This is a genomic window from Metabacillus sp. SLBN-84 (assembly GCF_053629595.1).
Window position 1 is genome coordinate 41,661 of record NZ_JBRJIP010000003.1, and the last position, 16,586, is coordinate 58,246.

Below are 16,586 nucleotides of genomic sequence, written 5' to 3' on the forward strand. Positions count from 1 at the left end.
CAGCCTCCACTTTCTACACTCTATATAATCAATCATGACTCTAAGGAGGAATTTAGAATGGGTAAAGAAAAATTCGACCGTTCCAAAACGCATGCCAATATCGGTACAATTGGACACGTTGACCACGGTAAAACAACTCTAACAGCTGCAATTACAACTGTACTTGCAAAACGTAGCGGTAAAGGTGCTGCAATGGCATACGACATGATCGATGCTGCTCCTGAAGAGCGCGAGCGCGGAATCACAATCTCAACTGCACACGTTGAGTACGAAACTGAAACTCGTCACTATGCACACGTTGACTGCCCAGGACATGCTGACTATGTTAAAAACATGATCACTGGTGCTGCACAAATGGACGGCGGAATCCTAGTTGTTTCTGCATCTGACGGCCCAATGCCACAAACTCGTGAGCACATCCTTCTTTCTCGTCAAGTAGGTGTACCTTACCTAGTAGTATTCATGAACAAATGCGACATGGTAGACGACGAAGAGCTTCTAGAGCTAGTTGAAATGGAAGTTCGCGACCTTCTTTCTGAGTATGACTTCCCTGGCGATGACATCCCAGTAATCAAAGGTTCTGCTCTTAAAGCTCTAGAAGGCGAAGCTGAGTGGGAAGAGAAAATCGTTGAGCTTATGAACGCTGTTGACGAGTACATCCCAACACCAGCTCGTGACACTGAAAAACCATTCATGATGCCTGTTGAGGACGTATTCTCAATCACTGGCCGTGGAACAGTTGCTACTGGACGCGTTGAGCGTGGAGTAGTTAAAGTTGGAGATGTTATCGACATCATCGGCTTCACTGAAGAGCCAAAATCAACAACTGTAACAGGTGTTGAAATGTTCCGTAAGCTTCTTGACTATGCAGAAGCTGGCGATAACATCGGTGCACTTCTTCGTGGGGTTTCTCGCGACGACATCCAACGTGGACAAGTTCTTGCTAAGCCAAAAACAATCACTCCACACACTAAATTTAAATCAGAAGTTTACGTTCTTTCAAAAGAAGAGGGTGGACGTCACACTCCATTCTTCTCTAACTACCGCCCACAGTTCTACTTCCGTACTACGGACGTAACTGGTATCATCCAACTTCCAGAAGGCGTTGAGATGGTTATGCCTGGCGATAACATCGAAATGACTGTTGAACTTATCGCTCCAATCGCGATTGAAGAAGGTACTAAATTCTCAATCCGTGAAGGCGGTCGTACAGTAGGCGCTGGTGTTGTAGCTACAATCACTGAGTAATCCTGCTATTTAAAAAGACGAGCATTCGTGCTCGTCTTTTTTTGTTTCTTCTATATATATAGTAGAAATGATTTGCCATAAGAAACGAAAACTTTTCCAGCTGCTGATCCCCTTGTTTTTACCTGTTGATGTATGTATAATAGGAAAAGTGCGCAAGAAAGTAAAAACTTTATTTTTATCTTGCATTGGGCGCAAAATTTCTATATAATAGACAATGTTGGTCTTTGACTGCGATGAAGTAGGAGGTTGCCGATACACACGGCCGCTTTGCCATGGCGAGTGTACGGAAAATTTCTACGGAGAAAGTCTATTTTAAAAGTAGGCGAAAAGGAGGGAAAATAATGGCAAAACAAAAAATTCGTATTCGTTTGAAAGCATATGATCACAGAATTCTTGATCAATCTGCTGAAAAGATCGTTGAAACAGCAAAACGTTCAGGTGCTAACGTTTCTGGTCCGATCCCGTTGCCAACTGAAAAATCGATTTACACGATTCTTCGTGCGGTACACAAATACAAAGATTCACGTGAGCAGTTCGAAATGCGCACACACAAACGTTTGATCGACATCATCAACCCAACACCACAAACTGTTGATGCATTGATGAGATTAGACTTGCCGTCAGGCGTTGACATTGAAATCAAACTTTAATTTCAAAAAATAGATTTTATAACATTATAGGAGGTGTGACTAATGACCAAAGGAATCTTAGGTAAAAAAATCGGTATGACTCAAGTGTTTACTGAAAAAGGCGATCTTATCCCGGTAACAGTAATTGAGGCTGCTGAAAACGTAGTTCTTCAAATCAAGACTGTTGAAAGCGACGGCTATGCTGCTGTTCAGGTTGGTTTCTCAAACAAACGTGAAAAGCTTTCTAACAAGCCTGCAAAAGGACACGTTGCAAAAGCTAATACTGCACCTAAGCGCTTCGTAAGGGAGTTCCGCGGAGAAGCTGGTGAGTATGAAGTTGGTCAGGAAGTCAAAGTTGATATTTTCTCTGCTGGAGATACAGTAGATGTAACAGGAATCTCAAAGGGTAAAGGTTTCCAAGGCTCTATCAAACGCCATAACCAATCTCGCGGACCTATGTCACATGGTTCTCGTTACCACCGTCGCCCAGGTTCAATGGGTCCTGTTGCTCCTAACCGAGTATTCAAAAACAAATTATTGCCAGGCCGCATGGGCGGAGAGCAAGTAACTGTTCAAAACCTTGAGATCGTGAAAGTTGACGCTGAGCGTAACCTTCTATTGATCAAAGGAAACGTACCTGGTCCTAAAAAATCACTTATCACAGTGAAAAAGGCTGTTAAATCTAACTAATTTTTCTAAGAAAGGAGGAATTCGATAATGCCGAAAGTAGCATTATTAAACCAAAGCGGATCAAACGTTGGTGAAATCGAACTAAATGATTCTGTATTTGGTATCGAACCTAATCAGCACGTTTTATTTGATGCGGTTATCATGCAAAGAGCTTCTTTGCGTCAAGGAAACCACAAAGTAAAGAATCGTTCAGAAGTTAGAGGCGGAGGTCGCAAGCCTTGGCGCCAAAAAGGTACTGGACGCGCTCGTCAAGGATCTATCCGCTCACCACAATGGCGCGGCGGTGGTATCGTATTCGGTCCAACACCACGCAGCTATGCTTACAAATTACCTAAAAAAGTTCGCCGCTTAGCGATCAAATCAGCTTTATCTACAAAAGTACAAGAGAACAACATTCTAGTATTAGAAGATCTTCTAATGAATGCTCCTAAAACAAAAGAAATGACTGCTATCCTTGCAGGACTTTCAGTTGAAAAGAAAGCATTGATCGTTACTGCTGATGTAAACGAATCTGTTGCACTATCTGCACGTAACATCCCTGGCATTACAGTTCTTGAAGCTAATTCTATTAATGTACTTGATGTACTTAACCATGAAAAGCTTGTTATTACGAAAGCAGCGGTGCAAAAAGTAGAGGAGGTGCTTGCATAATGAAAGATCCTCGTGATATTATTAAGCGCCCCGTAATCACTGAACTTTCAACGGACTTAATGACTGAGAAAAAGTACACGTTTGAAGTTGACGTTCGTGCTAACAAAACTCAAGTGAAAGATGCTATTGAAGCAATCTTTGGCGTAAAAGTGGAGAAAGTTAACGTTCTTAACTACAAAGGCAAATATAAGCGTGTAGGTCGTTACACAGGTCTTACTAATAAACGCAAAAAAGCAGTTGTTAAATTAACAGCTGACAGCAAAGAAATCGAACTATTCGAAGTCTAATTCATTATTTAAGATAGGAGGGAAACGAGATGGCGATTAAAAAGTACAAACCAACCTCAAATGGTCGTCGCGGCATGACTGTTTCTGATTTCGCTGAGATTACTACAGACAAACCGGAAAAGTCATTACTTGCGCCTGTACACAGAAAAGGCGGTCGTAACAACCAAGGTAAAATTACTGTACGTCATCAAGGCGGCGGTCACAAACGTCAATACCGTATTATCGACTTCAAACGCGATAAAGATGGTATACCAGGACGCGTTGCTACAATCGAGTATGATCCGAACCGTTCTGCAAACATTGCACTTATCCACTATGCAGATGGTGAGAAAAGATATATCCTTGCTCCAAAAAACCTTGAAGTAGGTTTACAAGTTGTTTCTGGACCAGAGGCTGATATTAAAGTAGGAAATGCACTTCCACTTCAAAATATCCCTGTAGGTACAGTTATTCACAACATCGAACTTAAACCAGGCAAAGGCGGACAATTAGTACGTTCTGCTGGTACTTCTGCACAGGTTCTTGGTAAAGAAGGCAAATACGTTCTTGTTCGCTTGAACTCTGGTGAGGTTCGCATGATCCTTTCTACTTGCCGCGCTACAGTTGGTCAAGTAGGAAACGAGCAGCATGAACTTATCAACATCGGTAAAGCTGGACGCTCTCGCTGGTTAGGTATCAGACCTACAGTTCGTGGTTCTGTAATGAACCCTAACGATCACCCGCACGGTGGTGGTGAAGGTCGTGCTCCAATCGGACGTAAGTCTCCAATGACTCCTTGGGGTAAACCTACTCTTGGTTACAAAACTCGCAAGAAGACAAACAAGTCCGATAAATTCATCGTACGTCGTCGTAAAAAATAACGTGATGGTTCTACGGTTCGAAGGAACCGTAGCGCAATCGCGAAGGGAGGTACAAGTATGGGCCGTAGCTTGAAAAAAGGACCATTCGTAGATGAGCATTTATTCAAGAAAGTTGAAAAGTTAAACGAGTCAGAGAAAAAACAAGTAATCAAAACTTGGTCTCGCCGTTCTACTATTTTCCCGCAATTCATCGGTCAAACGATCGCTGTATATGACGGTCGCAAGCATGTTCCTGTATACGTTACTGAAGATATGGTAGGACACAAACTCGGTGAGTTTGCTCCAACACGTACGTATAAAGGCCATGCAGCTGACGACAAAAAAACAAGACGCTAATGAGAGGAGGCTTTTAAATGCAAGCTAAAGCCGTTGCAAGAACAGTACGTATTGCTCCTCGTAAAGCTCGTTTAGTAATTGATCTTATCCGAGGAAAGCAAATCGGTGAAGCGGTAGCGATTCTTCGCCACACACCTAAAACTGCTTCTCCAATTATTGAAAAAGTTCTAAAATCTGCTGTGGCAAACGCAGAGCACAACTATGAAATGGACATTAACAACCTGGTTGTAACTGAAGCTTATGTAGGCGAAGGTCCAACTCTAAAACGTTTCCGTCCACGCGCAATGGGCCGTGCAAGTGCCATCAACAAACGCACAAGCCACATTACAATCGTTGTATCAGAAAAGAAGGAGGGATAATCCGTGGGTCAAAAGGTAAATCCAGTCGGTCTTCGCATTGGTGTTATCCGTGATTGGGAATCTAAATGGTTCGCTGGCAAAGATTATGCTAATCTTCTGCACGAAGACATCAAAGTTCGTGAATATATCAATCAGCGTTTAAGCGATGCATCTGTTTCAAAGATTGAAATCGAGCGTGCTGCTAATCGCGTGAACATTACGATCCACACTGCTAAGCCAGGTATGGTTATCGGTAAAGGCGGTACTGAAGTTGAAGCACTTCGTAAAGCTCTTAACTCACTAACTGGCAAGCGTGTACACATCAACATTCTTGAAATCAAGAGAGCTGATCTTGATGCTAAACTAGTAGCTGACAACATCGCTCGTCAACTTGAAAATCGTATTTCATTCCGTCGTGCTCAAAAGCAAACAATCCAACGTGCTATGCGCGCAGGTGCACAAGGAATAAAAACAATGGTATCTGGTCGTCTTGGCGGCGCTGATATCGCTCGTTCTGAAAGCTACAGTGAAGGAACAGTTCCACTTCACACACTTCGTGCTGATATTGACTATGGTACAGCTGAAGCTGACACTACTTATGGTAAATTAGGCGTTAAAGTTTGGATCTATCGTGGAGAGGTTCTTCCTACTAAGAAGAAAAAAGAGGAAGGAGGAAAATAATTATGTTGTTGCCAAAACGCGTTAAATATCGCAGAGAACACCGTGGAAAAATGCGCGGTCGTGCTAAAGGCGGTACAGAAGTTCACTTCGGTGAATACGGCATTCAAGCTCTAGAAGCTTCTTGGATTACAAATCGTCAAATTGAGGCAGCTCGTATTGCTATGACTCGTTACATGAAACGTGGCGGTAAAGTCTGGATCAAAATTTTCCCTTCTAAGCCTTACACGGCTAAACCTCTAGAGGTCCGCATGGGATCCGGTAAAGGTGCTCCTGAAGGCTGGGTGGCAGTTGTAAAACCAGGAAAAGTAATGTTTGAAATTGCTGGTGTATCAGAAGAAGTAGCACGCGAAGCATTGCGTCTTGCATCTCACAAATTGCCAATCAAAACAAAATTCGTTAAACGCGAGGAAATTGGTGGTGAATCAAATGAGAGCTAATGAAATTCGTGATCTTACCACTGCTGAAATTGAACAAAAAGTAAAATCACTGAAGGAAGAGCTGTTCAACCTTCGCTTTCAATTGGCGACTGGACAACTTGAAAACACTGCTCGCATTCGTGAAGTACGTAAATCGATCGCTCGTATGAAAACTGTGATCACTGAAAGAGAGATCGCTGCTAATAATCGATAATCCTGAGAGGAGGTTGCAGAATGACTGAACGCAACAACCAGCGCAAAGTCTACACTGGACGTGTAGTTTCTGATAAAATGGATAAAACGATCACTGTTCTTGTTGAAACGTATAAGAAGCATTCTTTATACGGCAAGCGTGTTAAATATTCCAAAAAGTTCAAAGCTCATGATGAAAACAACCAAGCTAAAATCGGCGATGTGGTTAAAATCATGGAAACTCGCCCATTATCAGCTACTAAACGTTTCCGTCTAGTTGAAATTGTTGAAGAAGCTGTTATTATCTAATATTGTTCGGATTATATTTCCGAAGGGAGGTAACGTAAATGATTCAACAAGAATCCCGTTTAAAAGTTGCTGACAACTCTGGTGCTCGTGAAGTTCTTACTATTAAAGTTCTTGGCGGATCTGGACGTAAAACTGCTAATATTGGTGATGTAATTGTTTGTACGGTCAAACAAGCAACACCAGGAGGCGTTGTTAAAAAAGGTGACGTTGTTAAAGCAGTAATCGTTCGCACAAAGAGCGGCGCTCGCCGTCAGGACGGATCTTACATCCGTTTCGACGAAAACGCATGTGTAATCATTAAAGATGACAAGAGCCCTCGCGGAACTCGTATCTTTGGACCAGTTGCACGTGAATTGCGTGAAGGCAACTTCATGAAAATTGTTTCTCTTGCTCCAGAAGTATTATAAATCGAAAATAGATAGCCTTACTAAGGAGGTGCGACTAGGATGCATGTAAAAAAAGGTGATAAAGTAGTAGTGATCTCAGGTAAAGATAAAGGCAAACAAGGTACTGTACTTGCTGCTTTCCCTAAGAAAGATCGCGTGCTTGTTGAAGGCATCAACATTATGAAGAAGCATTCAAAACCTTCTCAATTAAACCCTCAGGGCGGAATTATCAGCCAGGAGGCACCTATCCATGTATCAAATGTTATGCCACTTGATCCTAAATCAGGTGAGCCAACTCGTGTTGGTTTCAAAGTGGTTGATGGCAAAAAGGTACGTGTTGCGAAAAAATCTGGTGAAACTTTAGATAAATAGTAAATAAGGAAGGGAGGTCCTCGCATGAACCGCCTTAAAGAAAAGTATCAAAAAGAAATTACACCTGCTTTAATGAGCAAGTTCAACTATAAATCAGTGATGCAAGTTCCAAAGCTTGAGAAGATCGTAATCAACATGGGTGTTGGTGACGCAGTATCTAACTCTAAAGCTCTTGATACAGCTGTAGAAGAGTTAACTACAATCTCAGGTCAAAAGCCGGTTATCACAAAAGCTAAAAAATCAATTGCAGGATTCCGTCTGCGTGAAGGTATGCCTATCGGTGCGAAAGTAACTCTTCGCGGCGAGCGCATGTATGAATTCCTAGATAAATTAGTTTCTGTATCATTACCACGTGTACGTGACTTCCGCGGTATCTCTAAAAAGTCTTTTGACGGACGCGGAAACTACACTCTAGGTGTTAAAGAACAACTAATCTTCCCTGAAATTGATTATGATAAAGTATCAAAAGTTCGTGGTATGGACATCGTTATCGTTACAACTGCTAACACTGATGAAGAATCTCGTGAGCTTCTTACTCAGTTCGGTATGCCATTCCAAAAATAATCGAAATAGGGAGGCGAAAACGTGGCTAAAAAGTCAATGATTGCGAAACAAAAACGCACTCAAAAGTTTAAAGTACAAGAGTACACTCGCTGCGAACGCTGTGGTCGTCCACATTCAGTTCTCCGCAAATTTAAACTTTGCCGTATTTGTTTCCGTGAACTCGCATATAAAGGTCAAATTCCAGGCGTTAAAAAAGCTAGCTGGTAATACCCCATAATCGGGAAGGAGGTAATTTTGATATGGTAATGACAGATCCAATTGCAGATATGCTTACTCGTATTCGCAACGCGAATATGGTTCGTCATGAAAAATTAGAAATTCCTGCATCGAAAGCGAAAAAAGAGATCGCTGAAATCCTTAAGCGTGAAGGTTTCGTTCGTGATGTTGAATATGTAGAAGATAACAAACAAGGTATCATTCGTATTTTCCTTAAATACGGATCAAACAACGAGCGTGTTATCACTGGTCTGAAACGCATCAGTAAACCAGGATTACGCGTATACGCTAAAGCTAACGAAGTACCTCGCGTACTTAACGGTTTAGGAATCGCAATCGTATCTACTTCTCAAGGTGTCCTTACAGACAAAGAAGCTCGTGCGAAACAAGCTGGCGGAGAAGTTCTGGCATACGTTTGGTAATAACCTGAAAAAAGAATGGAGGTGTACATGAATGTCTCGTATTGGTAAAAAACCACTTGAAATCCCTGCTGGTGTAACAGTTGCGATCGACGGAAGCACTGTAACTGTTAAAGGACCTAAAGGTGAATTAACTCGTACTTTTAACTCTGATATCAACATTAAGGTTGAAGACAACGTACTTACAGTGACACGTCCTTCTGATCAAAAAGAACATCGTGCTCTTCACGGTACAACTCGCAGCCTTCTTGGAAACATGGTTGAGGGCGTTTCTAAAGGATTTGAAAAGGGTCTTGAATTAGTAGGTGTCGGTTACCGTGCTACTAAATCAGGCAACAAGCTAGTTCTTGCTGTTGGATACTCACATCCTGTAGAAATCGTTCCTGAACAAGGAATCGAAATTGAAGTGCCTTCAAATACAAAAGTAATTGTAAAAGGTACAGACAAAGAGCGTGTTGGAGCTGTTGCTTCTAACATCCGCGCTACTCGTCCGCCAGAGCCTTACAAAGGCAAAGGTATCCGCTACGAAGGTGAATATGTACGTCGTAAAGAAGGTAAAACAGCGAAGTAATGTCGCTTAGATGATAAGAAAGGAGTGACCTGGATGATTACGAAACTTGACAAAAACGTTGTGCGTAAGAAAAGACACGGACGTGTCCGCGCAAAATTATCTGGTACAACTGCTCGTCCTCGTTTAAACGTATTTCGTTCTAATCAGCACATCTACGCACAAGTAATTGACGATGCTCAATCAGTGACAATTGCAAGTGCTTCAACATTAGATAAAGACCTTGCTCTTGATGCGAAAGGCAACGCTGAAGCTGCTGCTAAAGTTGGCGAACTAGTTGCTAAACGTGCAATCGAAAAAGGCGTGAAATCTGTTGTATTTGACCGCGGGGGTTACTTATACCATGGCCGTGTTAAGGCTTTGGCTGAAGCTGCTCGCGAAGCTGGTCTAGAATTTTAATAAAAAAAGGAGGGACACAGAGAATGGGTCGTATTGAACCAAACAAATTAGAGCTTGAAGAACGCGTTGTTACAGTAAACCGTGTAGCTAAAGTAGTAAAAGGTGGACGTCGTTTCCGCTTTGCTGCATTAGTAGTTGTCGGCGACAAAAACGGTCATGTAGGTTTCGGTACTGGTAAAGCACAGGAAGTTCCGGAAGCGATTCGCAAAGCGATCGAAGACGCTAAGAAAAACCTTGTTGAAGTACCTATGGTTGGTACTACTATTCCTCACCAAGTCATCGGCAGATTCGGTGCTGGAAACATCCTTTTAAAACCTGCATCTGAAGGTACTGGTGTTATCGCTGGTGGTCCTGTTCGTGCAGTACTAGAATTAGCAGGAGTTAGTGACATCCTTTCTAAATCACTAGGTTCTAACACTCCAATTAACATGATCCGTGCTACAATTTCTGGATTAACAGAACTTAAACGCGCTGATGAAGTTGCGAAGCTACGTGGCAAGTCGGTTGAAGAATTGTTAGGATAAGGAGGGAAACATGATGGCAAACAAATTAGCGATTACCCTCACTCGCAGTGTGATTGGTCGCCCAGAAGACCAACGTATTACTGTTAAAACACTAGGTCTTAAAAAAATGCATCAAACAGTAGTGCTTGATGACAATGCAGCGATCCGCGGCATGATCAACAAAGTATCTCATTTGGTAACAGTTAAAGAACAATAATATAGATCTTCTAATATCAAGGAGGTGTCCCGATGAAACTTCATGAATTAAAACCAGCAGAAGGGTCACGCAAAACACGCAATCGTGTTGGCCGTGGTACTGGTTCTGGTAACGGTAAAACAGCTGGTAAAGGTCATAAAGGACAAAACGCCCGTTCCGGCGGCGGTGTTCGCCCTGGATTCGAAGGTGGTCAAACTCCTTTATTCCGACGTCTGCCTAAACGCGGATTCACAAACATCAACCGTAAAGACTATGCGATTGTCAGCCTTGACAAACTTAATCTGTTCGAAGACGGTGCTGAAGTAACTGTTGAACTTCTAGTTGAAGCTGGAGTAATCAGCAAAGTGAAATCAGGCGTGAAAGTACTGGGCAACGGAAAGCTTGAGAAAAAGCTTACAGTTAAAGCCAATAAATTCTCTGCATCTGCTAAAGAAGCTATCGAAGCTGCTGGCGGTACAGTAGAGGTGATTTAATGTTTAAGACAATCTCCAATTTTATGCGCGTGGGTGATATCCGCAATAAAATCTTGTTCACCCTTCTAATGTTAATTATTTTTCGTATTGGTACGTTCATTCCTGTGCCTAACGTCAACGCTGACGTTTTAAAGGCTCAGGATGAAATGAATGTTTTCGGAATTCTTAACACCTTCGGAGGCGGTGCGCTGTATAACTTCTCGATCCTTGCGATGGGAATTATGCCGTACATTACAGCATCCATCATCGTGCAGTTATTGCAGATGGATGTCGTTCCGAAATTTACTGAATGGTCAAAGCAAGGTGAAGTTGGCCGTCGTAAACTAGCACAATTCACTAGATACTTTACGATTGTACTAGGTTTCATCCAAGCGTTGGGTATGTCTTACGGTTTTAATAATCTCGCTGGGGGATTATTAATTGAAAAGCCGGGAATTACAACGTACCTTTTAATTGCAGTTGTCTTAACAGCAGGTACTGCTTTTTTAATGTGGTTAGGAGAGCAAATCACATCTAAGGGTGTGGGTAATGGTATTTCCATTATCATTTTTGCGGGGATTGCAGCAGGAATCCCTACAACTCTTAACCAAATCTATGTGCAGCAATTCCAGGACGCTGGAGATCAGCTTTTCTTGAACATTGTAAAAGTTGCGCTGATAGTATTAGCGGTAATCGCAATTATAGTTGGAGTTATCTTCATTCAGCAGGCTCTTCGCAAGATCCCGATTCAATATGCGAAGAACTCAGCAGGCCGAGCTCCTGCGAAAGGTCAGTCTACTCACCTTCCGCTTAAAGTGAACCCTGCCGGTGTTATCCCTGTCATCTTTGCGGTTTCGTTCATTATTACACCGCCAACAATTGCTTCGTTCTTCGGATCCAATGATGTTACAAACTGGATCCAAAAAACGTTTGATTATACACAGCCTATCGGCATGATTGTATATGTTGCATTAATCGTTGCTTTTACTTACTTCTATGCATTTGTTCAGGTTAATCCGGAGCAGATGTCAGAGAATCTGAAAAAGCAGGGCGGATATATCCCGGGCATTCGTCCAGGGAAAAATACGCAGGATTATTTAACAAAAACTCTATACAGACTGACGTTTGTTGGTTCACTTTTCTTAGCAGCTATCTCAGTTCTTCCTGTATTCTTTATTAAGTTCGCTAACTTGCCAGCTTCTGCACAGATTGGCGGAACGAGCTTGTTGATCGTAGTAGGGGTTGCTCTTGAAACGATGAAACAACTTGAAAGTCAGCTTGTTAAGCGTCACTATAAAGGATTTATTAAACAGTAAGGTTATGGGACTTGTGTCCCTTTCCTTCTAAATAGAGACTGAGGGGGGTAATATTCTTGAATCTAGTATTAATGGGTCTGCCGGGAGCCGGTAAAGGCACACAGGCAGAACGAATCGTTGAAAAATATGAAATCCCTCATATCTCAACAGGGGATATGTTCAGAGCTGCCATTAAAGGTGAAACTGAGCTAGGTCTTAAAGCAAAATCCTTCATGGATCAAGGTGCTCTCGTTCCTGATGAAGTAACGATCGGTATCGTCCGTGAAAGATTAGGCAAGAATGATTGTGAAAAAGGTTTCCTGCTTGACGGATTCCCGCGCACAGTTGCTCAGGCTGAAGCTTTGGAGAACATCCTGTCTGATCTTGATAGAAAAATGGATTATGTCATTAACATTGAGGTTGATAAAGACATCCTGATGGAACGTCTTACAGGACGCCGCATCTGCAAACAGTGCGGATCAACATATCATCTCGTTTTCAATCCTCCGGCTGCTGAAGGACGCTGCGACAAATGCGGCGGTGAACTTTACCAGCGTGAAGATGACAACGAAGAGACTGTTGCTAACCGGCTTGAAGTAAACCTCAAGCAGACACAACCTTTGCTGAATTTCTATGAAGAAAAAGGATATCTGCGTAATATTAATGGCCAGCAGGACATCAATAAAGTCTTCGCTGACGTTAATGAACTGCTTGGAGGATTAGGTGAATGATCATTTGTAAGACTCCACGTGAAATCGAAATTATGCGTGAGGCTGGTCGCATTGTCGCATTGACCCACCAGGAACTCCAAAAACATATACAGCCTGGAATTACAACAAAAGAACTGGATGCAATTGCCGAAAAGATTATTCGTGCAAACCATGCAATTCCTTCTTTTAAAGGTTATAATGGTTTTCGCGGGAGCATTTGTGCTTCTGTGAATGAGGAGCTCGTTCACGGAATACCTGGAGATCGAGTATTGCGTGAAGGAGACATTATCAGCATCGATATCGGTGCGAAGTATAATGGCTATCATGGTGACTCTGCTTGGACTTATCCTGTTGGAAACATCTCAGAGGAATCCAAAAAGCTTCTTGAAGTGACTGAGGAATCCCTCTACAAAGGTCTGGCTGAAGCCAAACCGGGTGAGAGACTATCCAATATATCACACGCTATTCAGACGTATGTTGAACAGCATCAATTCTCGGTCGTACGTGAATATGTTGGACACGGCGTTGGACAGGATTTACATGAAGATCCGCAGATTCCGCATTATGGTCCGCCAAACAAAGGTCCGAGGTTAAAACCTGGCATGGTCTTGGCGATTGAGCCAATGGTGAATGCCGGAAGCCGATATGTAAGAACTCTTGCTGACAACTGGACAGTTGTTACTCAGGACAGCAAAATGTGTGCTCATTTCGAACACACGATTGCCATTACAGAAACTGGCTATGAGATTTTAACTAAAGCCTAAATCCGCAGGTGATATTGTTTGAACGAAGCCGAATCGAGTCCGCGCATAGGTCAGTTTGTCTCTATTACTGAAGGCAGAGAAGCTGGACAATATGCTGTCGTGATCAGTATTTTAGATGAACGGTTCGTATTTATAGCAGACGGAGAGAAGCGACCCTTCCACTCCCCTAAAAAGAAGAATGTGAATCATCTAGAGTTTATTGATCGCGTATCTCCGGAAGTTCAGAACAGTATAAAAGAAACAGGACGTGTAACAAACGGAAAACTCCGGCATGCCCTGAAGACGTTTGTCAACGAGCAAGCTGCTGATTTGAAGAAGGGAGAATAATGAATGGCGAAAGATGATGTAATTGAAGTTGAGGGTACCGTACAGGAAACATTGCCAAATGCAATGTTCAAAGTAGAGCTTGAGAATGGTCATACGGTATTGGCGCATGTATCTGGAAAGATCCGCATGCATTTTATTCGCATTTTACCTGGAGACAAAGTTACGGTAGAATTATCACCATATGACTTGACTCGCGGCAGAATTACGTACCGTTTTAAATAAAACACTCCGCAACTAAGGAGGTAAGAGAAATCATGAAGGTAAGACCATCGGTTAAACCAATCTGCGAAAAGTGCAAAGTCATCCGCAGAAAAGGTAAAGTAATGGTAATTTGTGAGAATCCAAAACATAAACAAAAACAAGGTTAAAACTGAAGGAGGTGCAGCTTAAATGGCTCGTATTGCTGGTGTAGATATTCCTCGTGACAAACGCGTTGTAATTTCATTAACATATGTTTTCGGTATTGGACGTCCAACTGCTGGAAAAGTATTAGCTGAGGCTGGTGTTTCTGAAGATACACGTGTGCGTGACTTAACAGAAGAAGAACTAGGTAAGATTCGTGATATCGTAGACAAGTTGAAAGTTGAAGGTGACCTTCGCCGTGAAGTATCCCTAAACATCAAACGTCTGATTGAGATCGGCAGTTTCCGTGGCTTACGTCATCGCCGCAGTCTACCTGTTCGTGGTCAAAATACCAAAAATAACGCTCGTACTCGTAAAGGACCTCGTCGTACGGTTGCGAACAAGAAAAAATAAGGTAAAGGAGGTTAACCGACAATGGCTCGTAAAACGAACACTCGTAAGCGTCGCGTAAAAAAGAATATCGAGGCAGGTATTGCTCATATTCGTTCAACATTTAACAACACGATTGTTACTATTACAGACGTACATGGTAACGCTCTTTCTTGGTCAAGTGCAGGTTCACTCGGATTCAGAGGATCACGTAAATCCACTCCATTCGCTGCACAAATGGCTGCTGAAGCTGCAGCTAAAGGTTCAATTGAACACGGTATGAAAACTCTTGAAGTAACTGTAAAAGGACCAGGCGCAGGCCGTGAAGCTGCAATCCGTGCTCTTCAAGCTGCTGGTCTTGAAGTAACAGCTATCAGAGACGTTACTCCGGTTCCACATAACGGATGCCGTCCGCCAAAACGTCGTCGTGTATAATTTTTCTGTATAGATTTTGTATCCCTGTCAATAATGGGTTATGATACAGTTAAAAAGTTCTCGCAGAAAATAACTATTTGTTGTTGTGCACATTCGGGACTTTATAATGGGGAATTTCGGTTAGACACACGCCTTGGAGCTTCATAATCTGTCTAGCCGGGGTTTCGACGTTTTGAAGGAGGGTTTATAGATGATAGAAATTGAAAAACCAAAAATCGAAACGGTTGAAATCAGCGACGATGCCAAATACGGCAAATTCGTCGTCGAACCACTCGAGCGTGGATATGGTACAACTTTGGGTAACTCCTTACGTCGTATTCTCTTATCCTCACTCCCTGGTGCCGCTGTAACATCAATCCAGATAGATAGTGTACTCCATGAATTCTCTACGATCGAAGGCGTTGTTGAAGATGTGACTACGATCATCTTAAACATTAAAAAACTTGCTCTTAAGATCTATTCAGAGGAAGAAAAAACGCTTGAGATCGATGTACAGGATGAAGGAGTTGTAACGGCTGCAGATATTACTCACGACAGTGACGTTGAAATTCTAAATCCGGACCTTCATATTGCTACATTAGCGAAGGGTGCACATTTCCGTATGAGATTGACTGCGAAACGCGGTCGCGGATATACTCCGGCTGATGCAAACAAAAGAGAAGATCAGCCAATCGGCGTTATCCCAATCGATTCTATTTATACACCTGTAGCACGCGTGTCCTATCAAGTTGAAAATACACGTGTTGGTCAAGTGTCAAACTATGATAAACTTACTTTTGATGTGTGGACTGACGGAAGCACAGGTCCGAAAGAAGCTATTGCACTTGGTGCAAAGATTCTGACTGAACACCTTAACATCTTCGTTGGGCTTACAGATGAAGCTCAAAACGCTGAGATTATGGTGGAAAAGGAAGAGGACCAAAAAGAAAAAGTTTTAGAAATGACGATCGAAGAATTGGATTTGTCAGTTCGTTCTTATAACTGTTTAAAACGTGCAGGCATTAACACTGTACAGGAGCTTGCTCATAAAACAGAAGAAGATATGATGAAAGTTCGCAACTTAGGTCGTAAATCTTTGGAAGAAGTGAAAGCGAAACTAGAAGAACTTGGCTTAGGTCTTCGTAAAGACGACTGACGACTAGTTAACAAGTTAACTAGCGTTTTCGCGTGTTTCTAAAATTAACACACAGTACTAACGAAGGAGGGAACACATAATGCCTTACAGAAAATTAGGACGTACAAGTGCTCAGCGTAAAGCGTTACTTCGTGATCTTACTACAGATCTAATCATCAGCGAGCGCATTGAAACTACTGAGGCTCGTGCGAAAGAATTGCGTTCAACTGTAGAAAAAATGATTACTTTAGGTAAACGTGGGGATCTTCATGCCCGCCGCCAAGCTGCTGCTTACATCCGTAACGAGGTAGCTAACGAAGAAGGCACGCAAAATGCACTTCAAAAACTATTCAGTGACATCGCACCGCGTTACTCAGAACGCCAAGGCGGTTACACGCGCATAATGAAACTTGGACCTCGCCGCGGCGACGGAGCACCAATGGTCATTATCGAATTAGTTTAATCATTATTTTCTT

The 16,586-nt window shown here is 42.4% G+C and carries 32 protein-coding genes; all 32 read left to right on the top strand.

The window, feature by feature from the left end:
* The first annotated feature begins 57 nt into the window (after positions 1-57).
* The 32 genes from tuf to rplQ all read left to right on the top strand — a co-directional run bounded on the left by tuf (position 58) and on the right by rplQ (position 16,573).
* Positions 58-1,248, top strand: coding sequence for an elongation factor Tu (gene tuf, locus RKD52_RS20440; protein WP_320156811.1), 1,191 nt, complete (start codon positions 58-60; stop codon positions 1,246-1,248).
* Between the two features lie 341 nt (positions 1,249-1,589).
* Complete coding sequence (gene rpsJ / locus RKD52_RS20445) at positions 1,590-1,898, top strand: 30S ribosomal protein S10 (RefSeq protein ID WP_029282834.1); 309 nt, start codon at positions 1,590-1,592, stop codon at positions 1,896-1,898.
* 42 nt (positions 1,899-1,940) lie between these two features.
* The gene (gene rplC / locus RKD52_RS20450; protein WP_029282832.1) at positions 1,941-2,567 is read left to right on the top strand and encodes a 50S ribosomal protein L3; all 627 of its coding nucleotides are present in this window, start codon (positions 1,941-1,943) and stop codon (positions 2,565-2,567) included.
* A gap of 27 nt (positions 2,568-2,594) precedes the next feature.
* Positions 2,595-3,218, top strand: coding sequence for a 50S ribosomal protein L4 (gene rplD / locus RKD52_RS20455; RefSeq protein ID WP_369735989.1), 624 nt, complete (start codon positions 2,595-2,597; stop codon positions 3,216-3,218).
* Positions 3,218-3,505 (top strand): 50S ribosomal protein L23, encoded by a 288-nt coding sequence (gene rplW / locus RKD52_RS20460; protein WP_029282828.1) that lies wholly within the window; start codon positions 3,218-3,220, stop codon positions 3,503-3,505. The genes rplD and rplW overlap by 1 nt, the downstream gene beginning before the upstream one ends.
* Before the next feature lie 29 nt (positions 3,506-3,534).
* Positions 3,535-4,365: a 50S ribosomal protein L2 gene (rplB, locus tag RKD52_RS20465; protein ID WP_454101307.1), complete on the top strand. Its 831-nt coding sequence runs from the start codon at positions 3,535-3,537 to the stop codon at positions 4,363-4,365.
* A 57-nt stretch (positions 4,366-4,422) separates the two neighbouring features.
* The gene (rpsS, locus tag RKD52_RS20470; RefSeq protein WP_029282824.1) at positions 4,423-4,701 is read left to right on the top strand and encodes a 30S ribosomal protein S19; all 279 of its coding nucleotides are present in this window, start codon (positions 4,423-4,425) and stop codon (positions 4,699-4,701) included.
* A gap of 17 nt (positions 4,702-4,718) precedes the next feature.
* Entirely contained in the window at positions 4,719-5,060 is a 342-nt protein-coding gene (gene rplV, locus RKD52_RS20475; protein WP_029282822.1) for a 50S ribosomal protein L22, read from the top strand.
* 3 nt (positions 5,061-5,063) lie between these two features.
* Positions 5,064-5,720, top strand: coding sequence for a 30S ribosomal protein S3 (gene rpsC, locus RKD52_RS20480; protein WP_029282820.1), 657 nt, complete (start codon positions 5,064-5,066; stop codon positions 5,718-5,720).
* 2 nt (positions 5,721-5,722) lie between these two features.
* Positions 5,723-6,157: a 50S ribosomal protein L16 gene (gene rplP / locus RKD52_RS20485; RefSeq protein ID WP_029282818.1), complete on the top strand. Its 435-nt coding sequence runs from the start codon at positions 5,723-5,725 to the stop codon at positions 6,155-6,157.
* A complete protein-coding gene (rpmC, locus tag RKD52_RS20490; RefSeq protein ID WP_029282816.1) occupies positions 6,147-6,350 on the top strand; it encodes a 50S ribosomal protein L29 in 204 nt (67 codons plus the stop codon). The genes rplP and rpmC overlap by 11 nt, the downstream gene beginning before the upstream one ends.
* A gap of 20 nt (positions 6,351-6,370) precedes the next feature.
* Complete coding sequence (gene rpsQ, locus RKD52_RS20495) at positions 6,371-6,637, top strand: 30S ribosomal protein S17 (protein WP_029282815.1); 267 nt, start codon at positions 6,371-6,373, stop codon at positions 6,635-6,637.
* 38 nt (positions 6,638-6,675) lie between these two features.
* A complete protein-coding gene (rplN, locus tag RKD52_RS20500; protein ID WP_029282813.1) occupies positions 6,676-7,044 on the top strand; it encodes a 50S ribosomal protein L14 in 369 nt (122 codons plus the stop codon).
* Between the two features lie 39 nt (positions 7,045-7,083).
* Positions 7,084-7,395 carry a 50S ribosomal protein L24 gene (rplX, locus tag RKD52_RS20505; RefSeq protein ID WP_029282810.1) on the top strand — a complete coding sequence of 104 codons (312 nt, stop codon included), beginning with the start codon at positions 7,084-7,086 and terminating at the stop codon, positions 7,393-7,395.
* 24 nt (positions 7,396-7,419) lie between these two features.
* Complete coding sequence (gene rplE, locus RKD52_RS20510; protein WP_029282808.1) at positions 7,420-7,959, top strand: 50S ribosomal protein L5; 540 nt, start codon at positions 7,420-7,422, stop codon at positions 7,957-7,959.
* A gap of 21 nt (positions 7,960-7,980) precedes the next feature.
* Positions 7,981-8,166, top strand: a complete 186-nt coding sequence (gene rpsN / locus RKD52_RS20515; RefSeq protein WP_010285078.1) for a 30S ribosomal protein S14 — start codon at positions 7,981-7,983, stop codon at positions 8,164-8,166.
* Between the two features lie 32 nt (positions 8,167-8,198).
* Positions 8,199-8,597: a 30S ribosomal protein S8 gene (gene rpsH, locus RKD52_RS20520; RefSeq protein WP_029282804.1), complete on the top strand. Its 399-nt coding sequence runs from the start codon at positions 8,199-8,201 to the stop codon at positions 8,595-8,597.
* Positions 8,598-8,628: 31 nt separating this feature from the next.
* Positions 8,629-9,165: a 50S ribosomal protein L6 gene (rplF, locus tag RKD52_RS20525; RefSeq protein ID WP_029282802.1), complete on the top strand. Its 537-nt coding sequence runs from the start codon at positions 8,629-8,631 to the stop codon at positions 9,163-9,165.
* 33 nt (positions 9,166-9,198) lie between these two features.
* Positions 9,199-9,561: a 50S ribosomal protein L18 gene (gene rplR, locus RKD52_RS20530; protein ID WP_369735987.1), complete on the top strand. Its 363-nt coding sequence runs from the start codon at positions 9,199-9,201 to the stop codon at positions 9,559-9,561.
* 23 nt (positions 9,562-9,584) lie between these two features.
* A complete protein-coding gene (gene rpsE / locus RKD52_RS20535; protein ID WP_029282798.1) occupies positions 9,585-10,085 on the top strand; it encodes a 30S ribosomal protein S5 in 501 nt (166 codons plus the stop codon).
* Positions 10,086-10,098: 13 nt separating this feature from the next.
* Positions 10,099-10,281 (top strand): 50S ribosomal protein L30, encoded by a 183-nt coding sequence (gene rpmD / locus RKD52_RS20540; RefSeq protein WP_369735986.1) that lies wholly within the window; start codon positions 10,099-10,101, stop codon positions 10,279-10,281.
* A 32-nt stretch (positions 10,282-10,313) separates the two neighbouring features.
* Positions 10,314-10,754 (top strand): 50S ribosomal protein L15, encoded by a 441-nt coding sequence (rplO, locus tag RKD52_RS20545; protein WP_369735985.1) that lies wholly within the window; start codon positions 10,314-10,316, stop codon positions 10,752-10,754.
* Positions 10,754-12,049, top strand: coding sequence for a preprotein translocase subunit SecY (gene secY, locus RKD52_RS20550; RefSeq protein ID WP_369735984.1), 1,296 nt, complete (start codon positions 10,754-10,756; stop codon positions 12,047-12,049). Before rplO ends, secY begins: the two co-directional genes overlap by 1 nt.
* 56 nt (positions 12,050-12,105) lie before the next feature.
* The gene (locus RKD52_RS20555; protein ID WP_029282790.1) at positions 12,106-12,759 is read left to right on the top strand and encodes an adenylate kinase; all 654 of its coding nucleotides are present in this window, start codon (positions 12,106-12,108) and stop codon (positions 12,757-12,759) included.
* Positions 12,756-13,502 carry a type I methionyl aminopeptidase gene (map, locus tag RKD52_RS20560; protein WP_454101308.1) on the top strand — a complete coding sequence of 249 codons (747 nt, stop codon included), beginning with the start codon at positions 12,756-12,758 and terminating at the stop codon, positions 13,500-13,502. The genes RKD52_RS20555 and map overlap by 4 nt, the downstream gene beginning before the upstream one ends.
* A gap of 18 nt (positions 13,503-13,520) precedes the next feature.
* On the top strand, positions 13,521-13,829 hold the full coding sequence (locus RKD52_RS20565; protein WP_454101309.1) for a KOW domain-containing RNA-binding protein: 309 nt from the start codon (positions 13,521-13,523) through the stop codon (positions 13,827-13,829).
* A gap of 3 nt (positions 13,830-13,832) precedes the next feature.
* Positions 13,833-14,051, top strand: coding sequence for a translation initiation factor IF-1 (gene infA / locus RKD52_RS20570; protein ID WP_028390440.1), 219 nt, complete (start codon positions 13,833-13,835; stop codon positions 14,049-14,051).
* 32 nt (positions 14,052-14,083) lie between these two features.
* Entirely contained in the window at positions 14,084-14,197 is a 114-nt protein-coding gene (gene rpmJ, locus RKD52_RS20575) for a 50S ribosomal protein L36 (RefSeq protein WP_003156543.1), read from the top strand.
* 22 nt (positions 14,198-14,219) lie between these two features.
* Positions 14,220-14,585: a 30S ribosomal protein S13 gene (rpsM, locus tag RKD52_RS20580; protein ID WP_029282779.1), complete on the top strand. Its 366-nt coding sequence runs from the start codon at positions 14,220-14,222 to the stop codon at positions 14,583-14,585.
* 21 nt (positions 14,586-14,606) lie between these two features.
* Entirely contained in the window at positions 14,607-14,996 is a 390-nt protein-coding gene (rpsK, locus tag RKD52_RS20585; protein WP_029282777.1) for a 30S ribosomal protein S11, read from the top strand.
* 190 nt (positions 14,997-15,186) lie between these two features.
* Positions 15,187-16,131, top strand: a complete 945-nt coding sequence (locus RKD52_RS20590) for a DNA-directed RNA polymerase subunit alpha (RefSeq protein ID WP_029282775.1) — start codon at positions 15,187-15,189, stop codon at positions 16,129-16,131.
* 79 nt (positions 16,132-16,210) lie between these two features.
* Positions 16,211-16,573, top strand: coding sequence for a 50S ribosomal protein L17 (gene rplQ / locus RKD52_RS20595; RefSeq protein WP_029282773.1), 363 nt, complete (start codon positions 16,211-16,213; stop codon positions 16,571-16,573).
* Positions 16,574-16,586 lie beyond the last annotated feature (13 nt).

Excerpts from the sequence above, each read along its gene's own strand:
- rplP (WP_029282818.1), top strand. The coding sequence starts at position 5,723 with ATGTTGTTGCCAAAACGCGTTAAATATCGCAGAGAACACCGTGGAAAA.
- secY (WP_369735984.1), top strand. The coding sequence starts at position 10,754 with ATGTTTAAGACAATCTCCAATTTTATGCGCGTGGGTGATATCCGCAAT.
- rpsS (WP_029282824.1), top strand. The coding sequence starts at position 4,423 with ATGGGCCGTAGCTTGAAAAAAGGACCATTCGTAGATGAGCATTTATTC.
- RKD52_RS20590 (WP_029282775.1), top strand. The coding sequence starts at position 15,187 with ATGATAGAAATTGAAAAACCAAAAATCGAAACGGTTGAAATCAGCGAC.
- rplF (WP_029282802.1), top strand. The coding sequence starts at position 8,629 with ATGTCTCGTATTGGTAAAAAACCACTTGAAATCCCTGCTGGTGTAACA.
- rplQ (WP_029282773.1), top strand. The coding sequence starts at position 16,211 with ATGCCTTACAGAAAATTAGGACGTACAAGTGCTCAGCGTAAAGCGTTA.
- rpmD (WP_369735986.1), top strand. The coding sequence starts at position 10,099 with ATGGCAAACAAATTAGCGATTACCCTCACTCGCAGTGTGATTGGTCGC.
- rpsJ (WP_029282834.1), top strand. The coding sequence starts at position 1,590 with ATGGCAAAACAAAAAATTCGTATTCGTTTGAAAGCATATGATCACAGA.
- rpmC (WP_029282816.1), top strand. The coding sequence starts at position 6,147 with ATGAGAGCTAATGAAATTCGTGATCTTACCACTGCTGAAATTGAACAA.
- infA (WP_028390440.1), top strand. The coding sequence starts at position 13,833 with ATGGCGAAAGATGATGTAATTGAAGTTGAGGGTACCGTACAGGAAACA.
- rplR (WP_369735987.1), top strand. The coding sequence starts at position 9,199 with ATGATTACGAAACTTGACAAAAACGTTGTGCGTAAGAAAAGACACGGA.
- rplE (WP_029282808.1), top strand. The coding sequence starts at position 7,420 with ATGAACCGCCTTAAAGAAAAGTATCAAAAAGAAATTACACCTGCTTTA.
- rplC (WP_029282832.1), top strand. The coding sequence starts at position 1,941 with ATGACCAAAGGAATCTTAGGTAAAAAAATCGGTATGACTCAAGTGTTT.
- rplW (WP_029282828.1), top strand. The coding sequence starts at position 3,218 with ATGAAAGATCCTCGTGATATTATTAAGCGCCCCGTAATCACTGAACTT.
- rplV (WP_029282822.1), top strand. The coding sequence starts at position 4,719 with ATGCAAGCTAAAGCCGTTGCAAGAACAGTACGTATTGCTCCTCGTAAA.
- rpsK (WP_029282777.1), top strand. The coding sequence starts at position 14,607 with ATGGCTCGTAAAACGAACACTCGTAAGCGTCGCGTAAAAAAGAATATC.
- rpsH (WP_029282804.1), top strand. The coding sequence starts at position 8,199 with ATGGTAATGACAGATCCAATTGCAGATATGCTTACTCGTATTCGCAAC.
- tuf (WP_320156811.1), top strand. The coding sequence starts at position 58 with ATGGGTAAAGAAAAATTCGACCGTTCCAAAACGCATGCCAATATCGGT.
- rpsM (WP_029282779.1), top strand. The coding sequence starts at position 14,220 with ATGGCTCGTATTGCTGGTGTAGATATTCCTCGTGACAAACGCGTTGTA.
- map (WP_454101308.1), top strand. The coding sequence starts at position 12,756 with ATGATCATTTGTAAGACTCCACGTGAAATCGAAATTATGCGTGAGGCT.
- rpmJ (WP_003156543.1), top strand. The coding sequence starts at position 14,084 with ATGAAGGTAAGACCATCGGTTAAACCAATCTGCGAAAAGTGCAAAGTC.
- rplN (WP_029282813.1), top strand. The coding sequence starts at position 6,676 with ATGATTCAACAAGAATCCCGTTTAAAAGTTGCTGACAACTCTGGTGCT.
- rplB (WP_454101307.1), top strand. The coding sequence starts at position 3,535 with ATGGCGATTAAAAAGTACAAACCAACCTCAAATGGTCGTCGCGGCATG.
- rplD (WP_369735989.1), top strand. The coding sequence starts at position 2,595 with ATGCCGAAAGTAGCATTATTAAACCAAAGCGGATCAAACGTTGGTGAA.
- rpsQ (WP_029282815.1), top strand. The coding sequence starts at position 6,371 with ATGACTGAACGCAACAACCAGCGCAAAGTCTACACTGGACGTGTAGTT.
- rplX (WP_029282810.1), top strand. The coding sequence starts at position 7,084 with ATGCATGTAAAAAAAGGTGATAAAGTAGTAGTGATCTCAGGTAAAGAT.
- rplO (WP_369735985.1), top strand. The coding sequence starts at position 10,314 with ATGAAACTTCATGAATTAAAACCAGCAGAAGGGTCACGCAAAACACGC.
- rpsE (WP_029282798.1), top strand. The coding sequence starts at position 9,585 with ATGGGTCGTATTGAACCAAACAAATTAGAGCTTGAAGAACGCGTTGTT.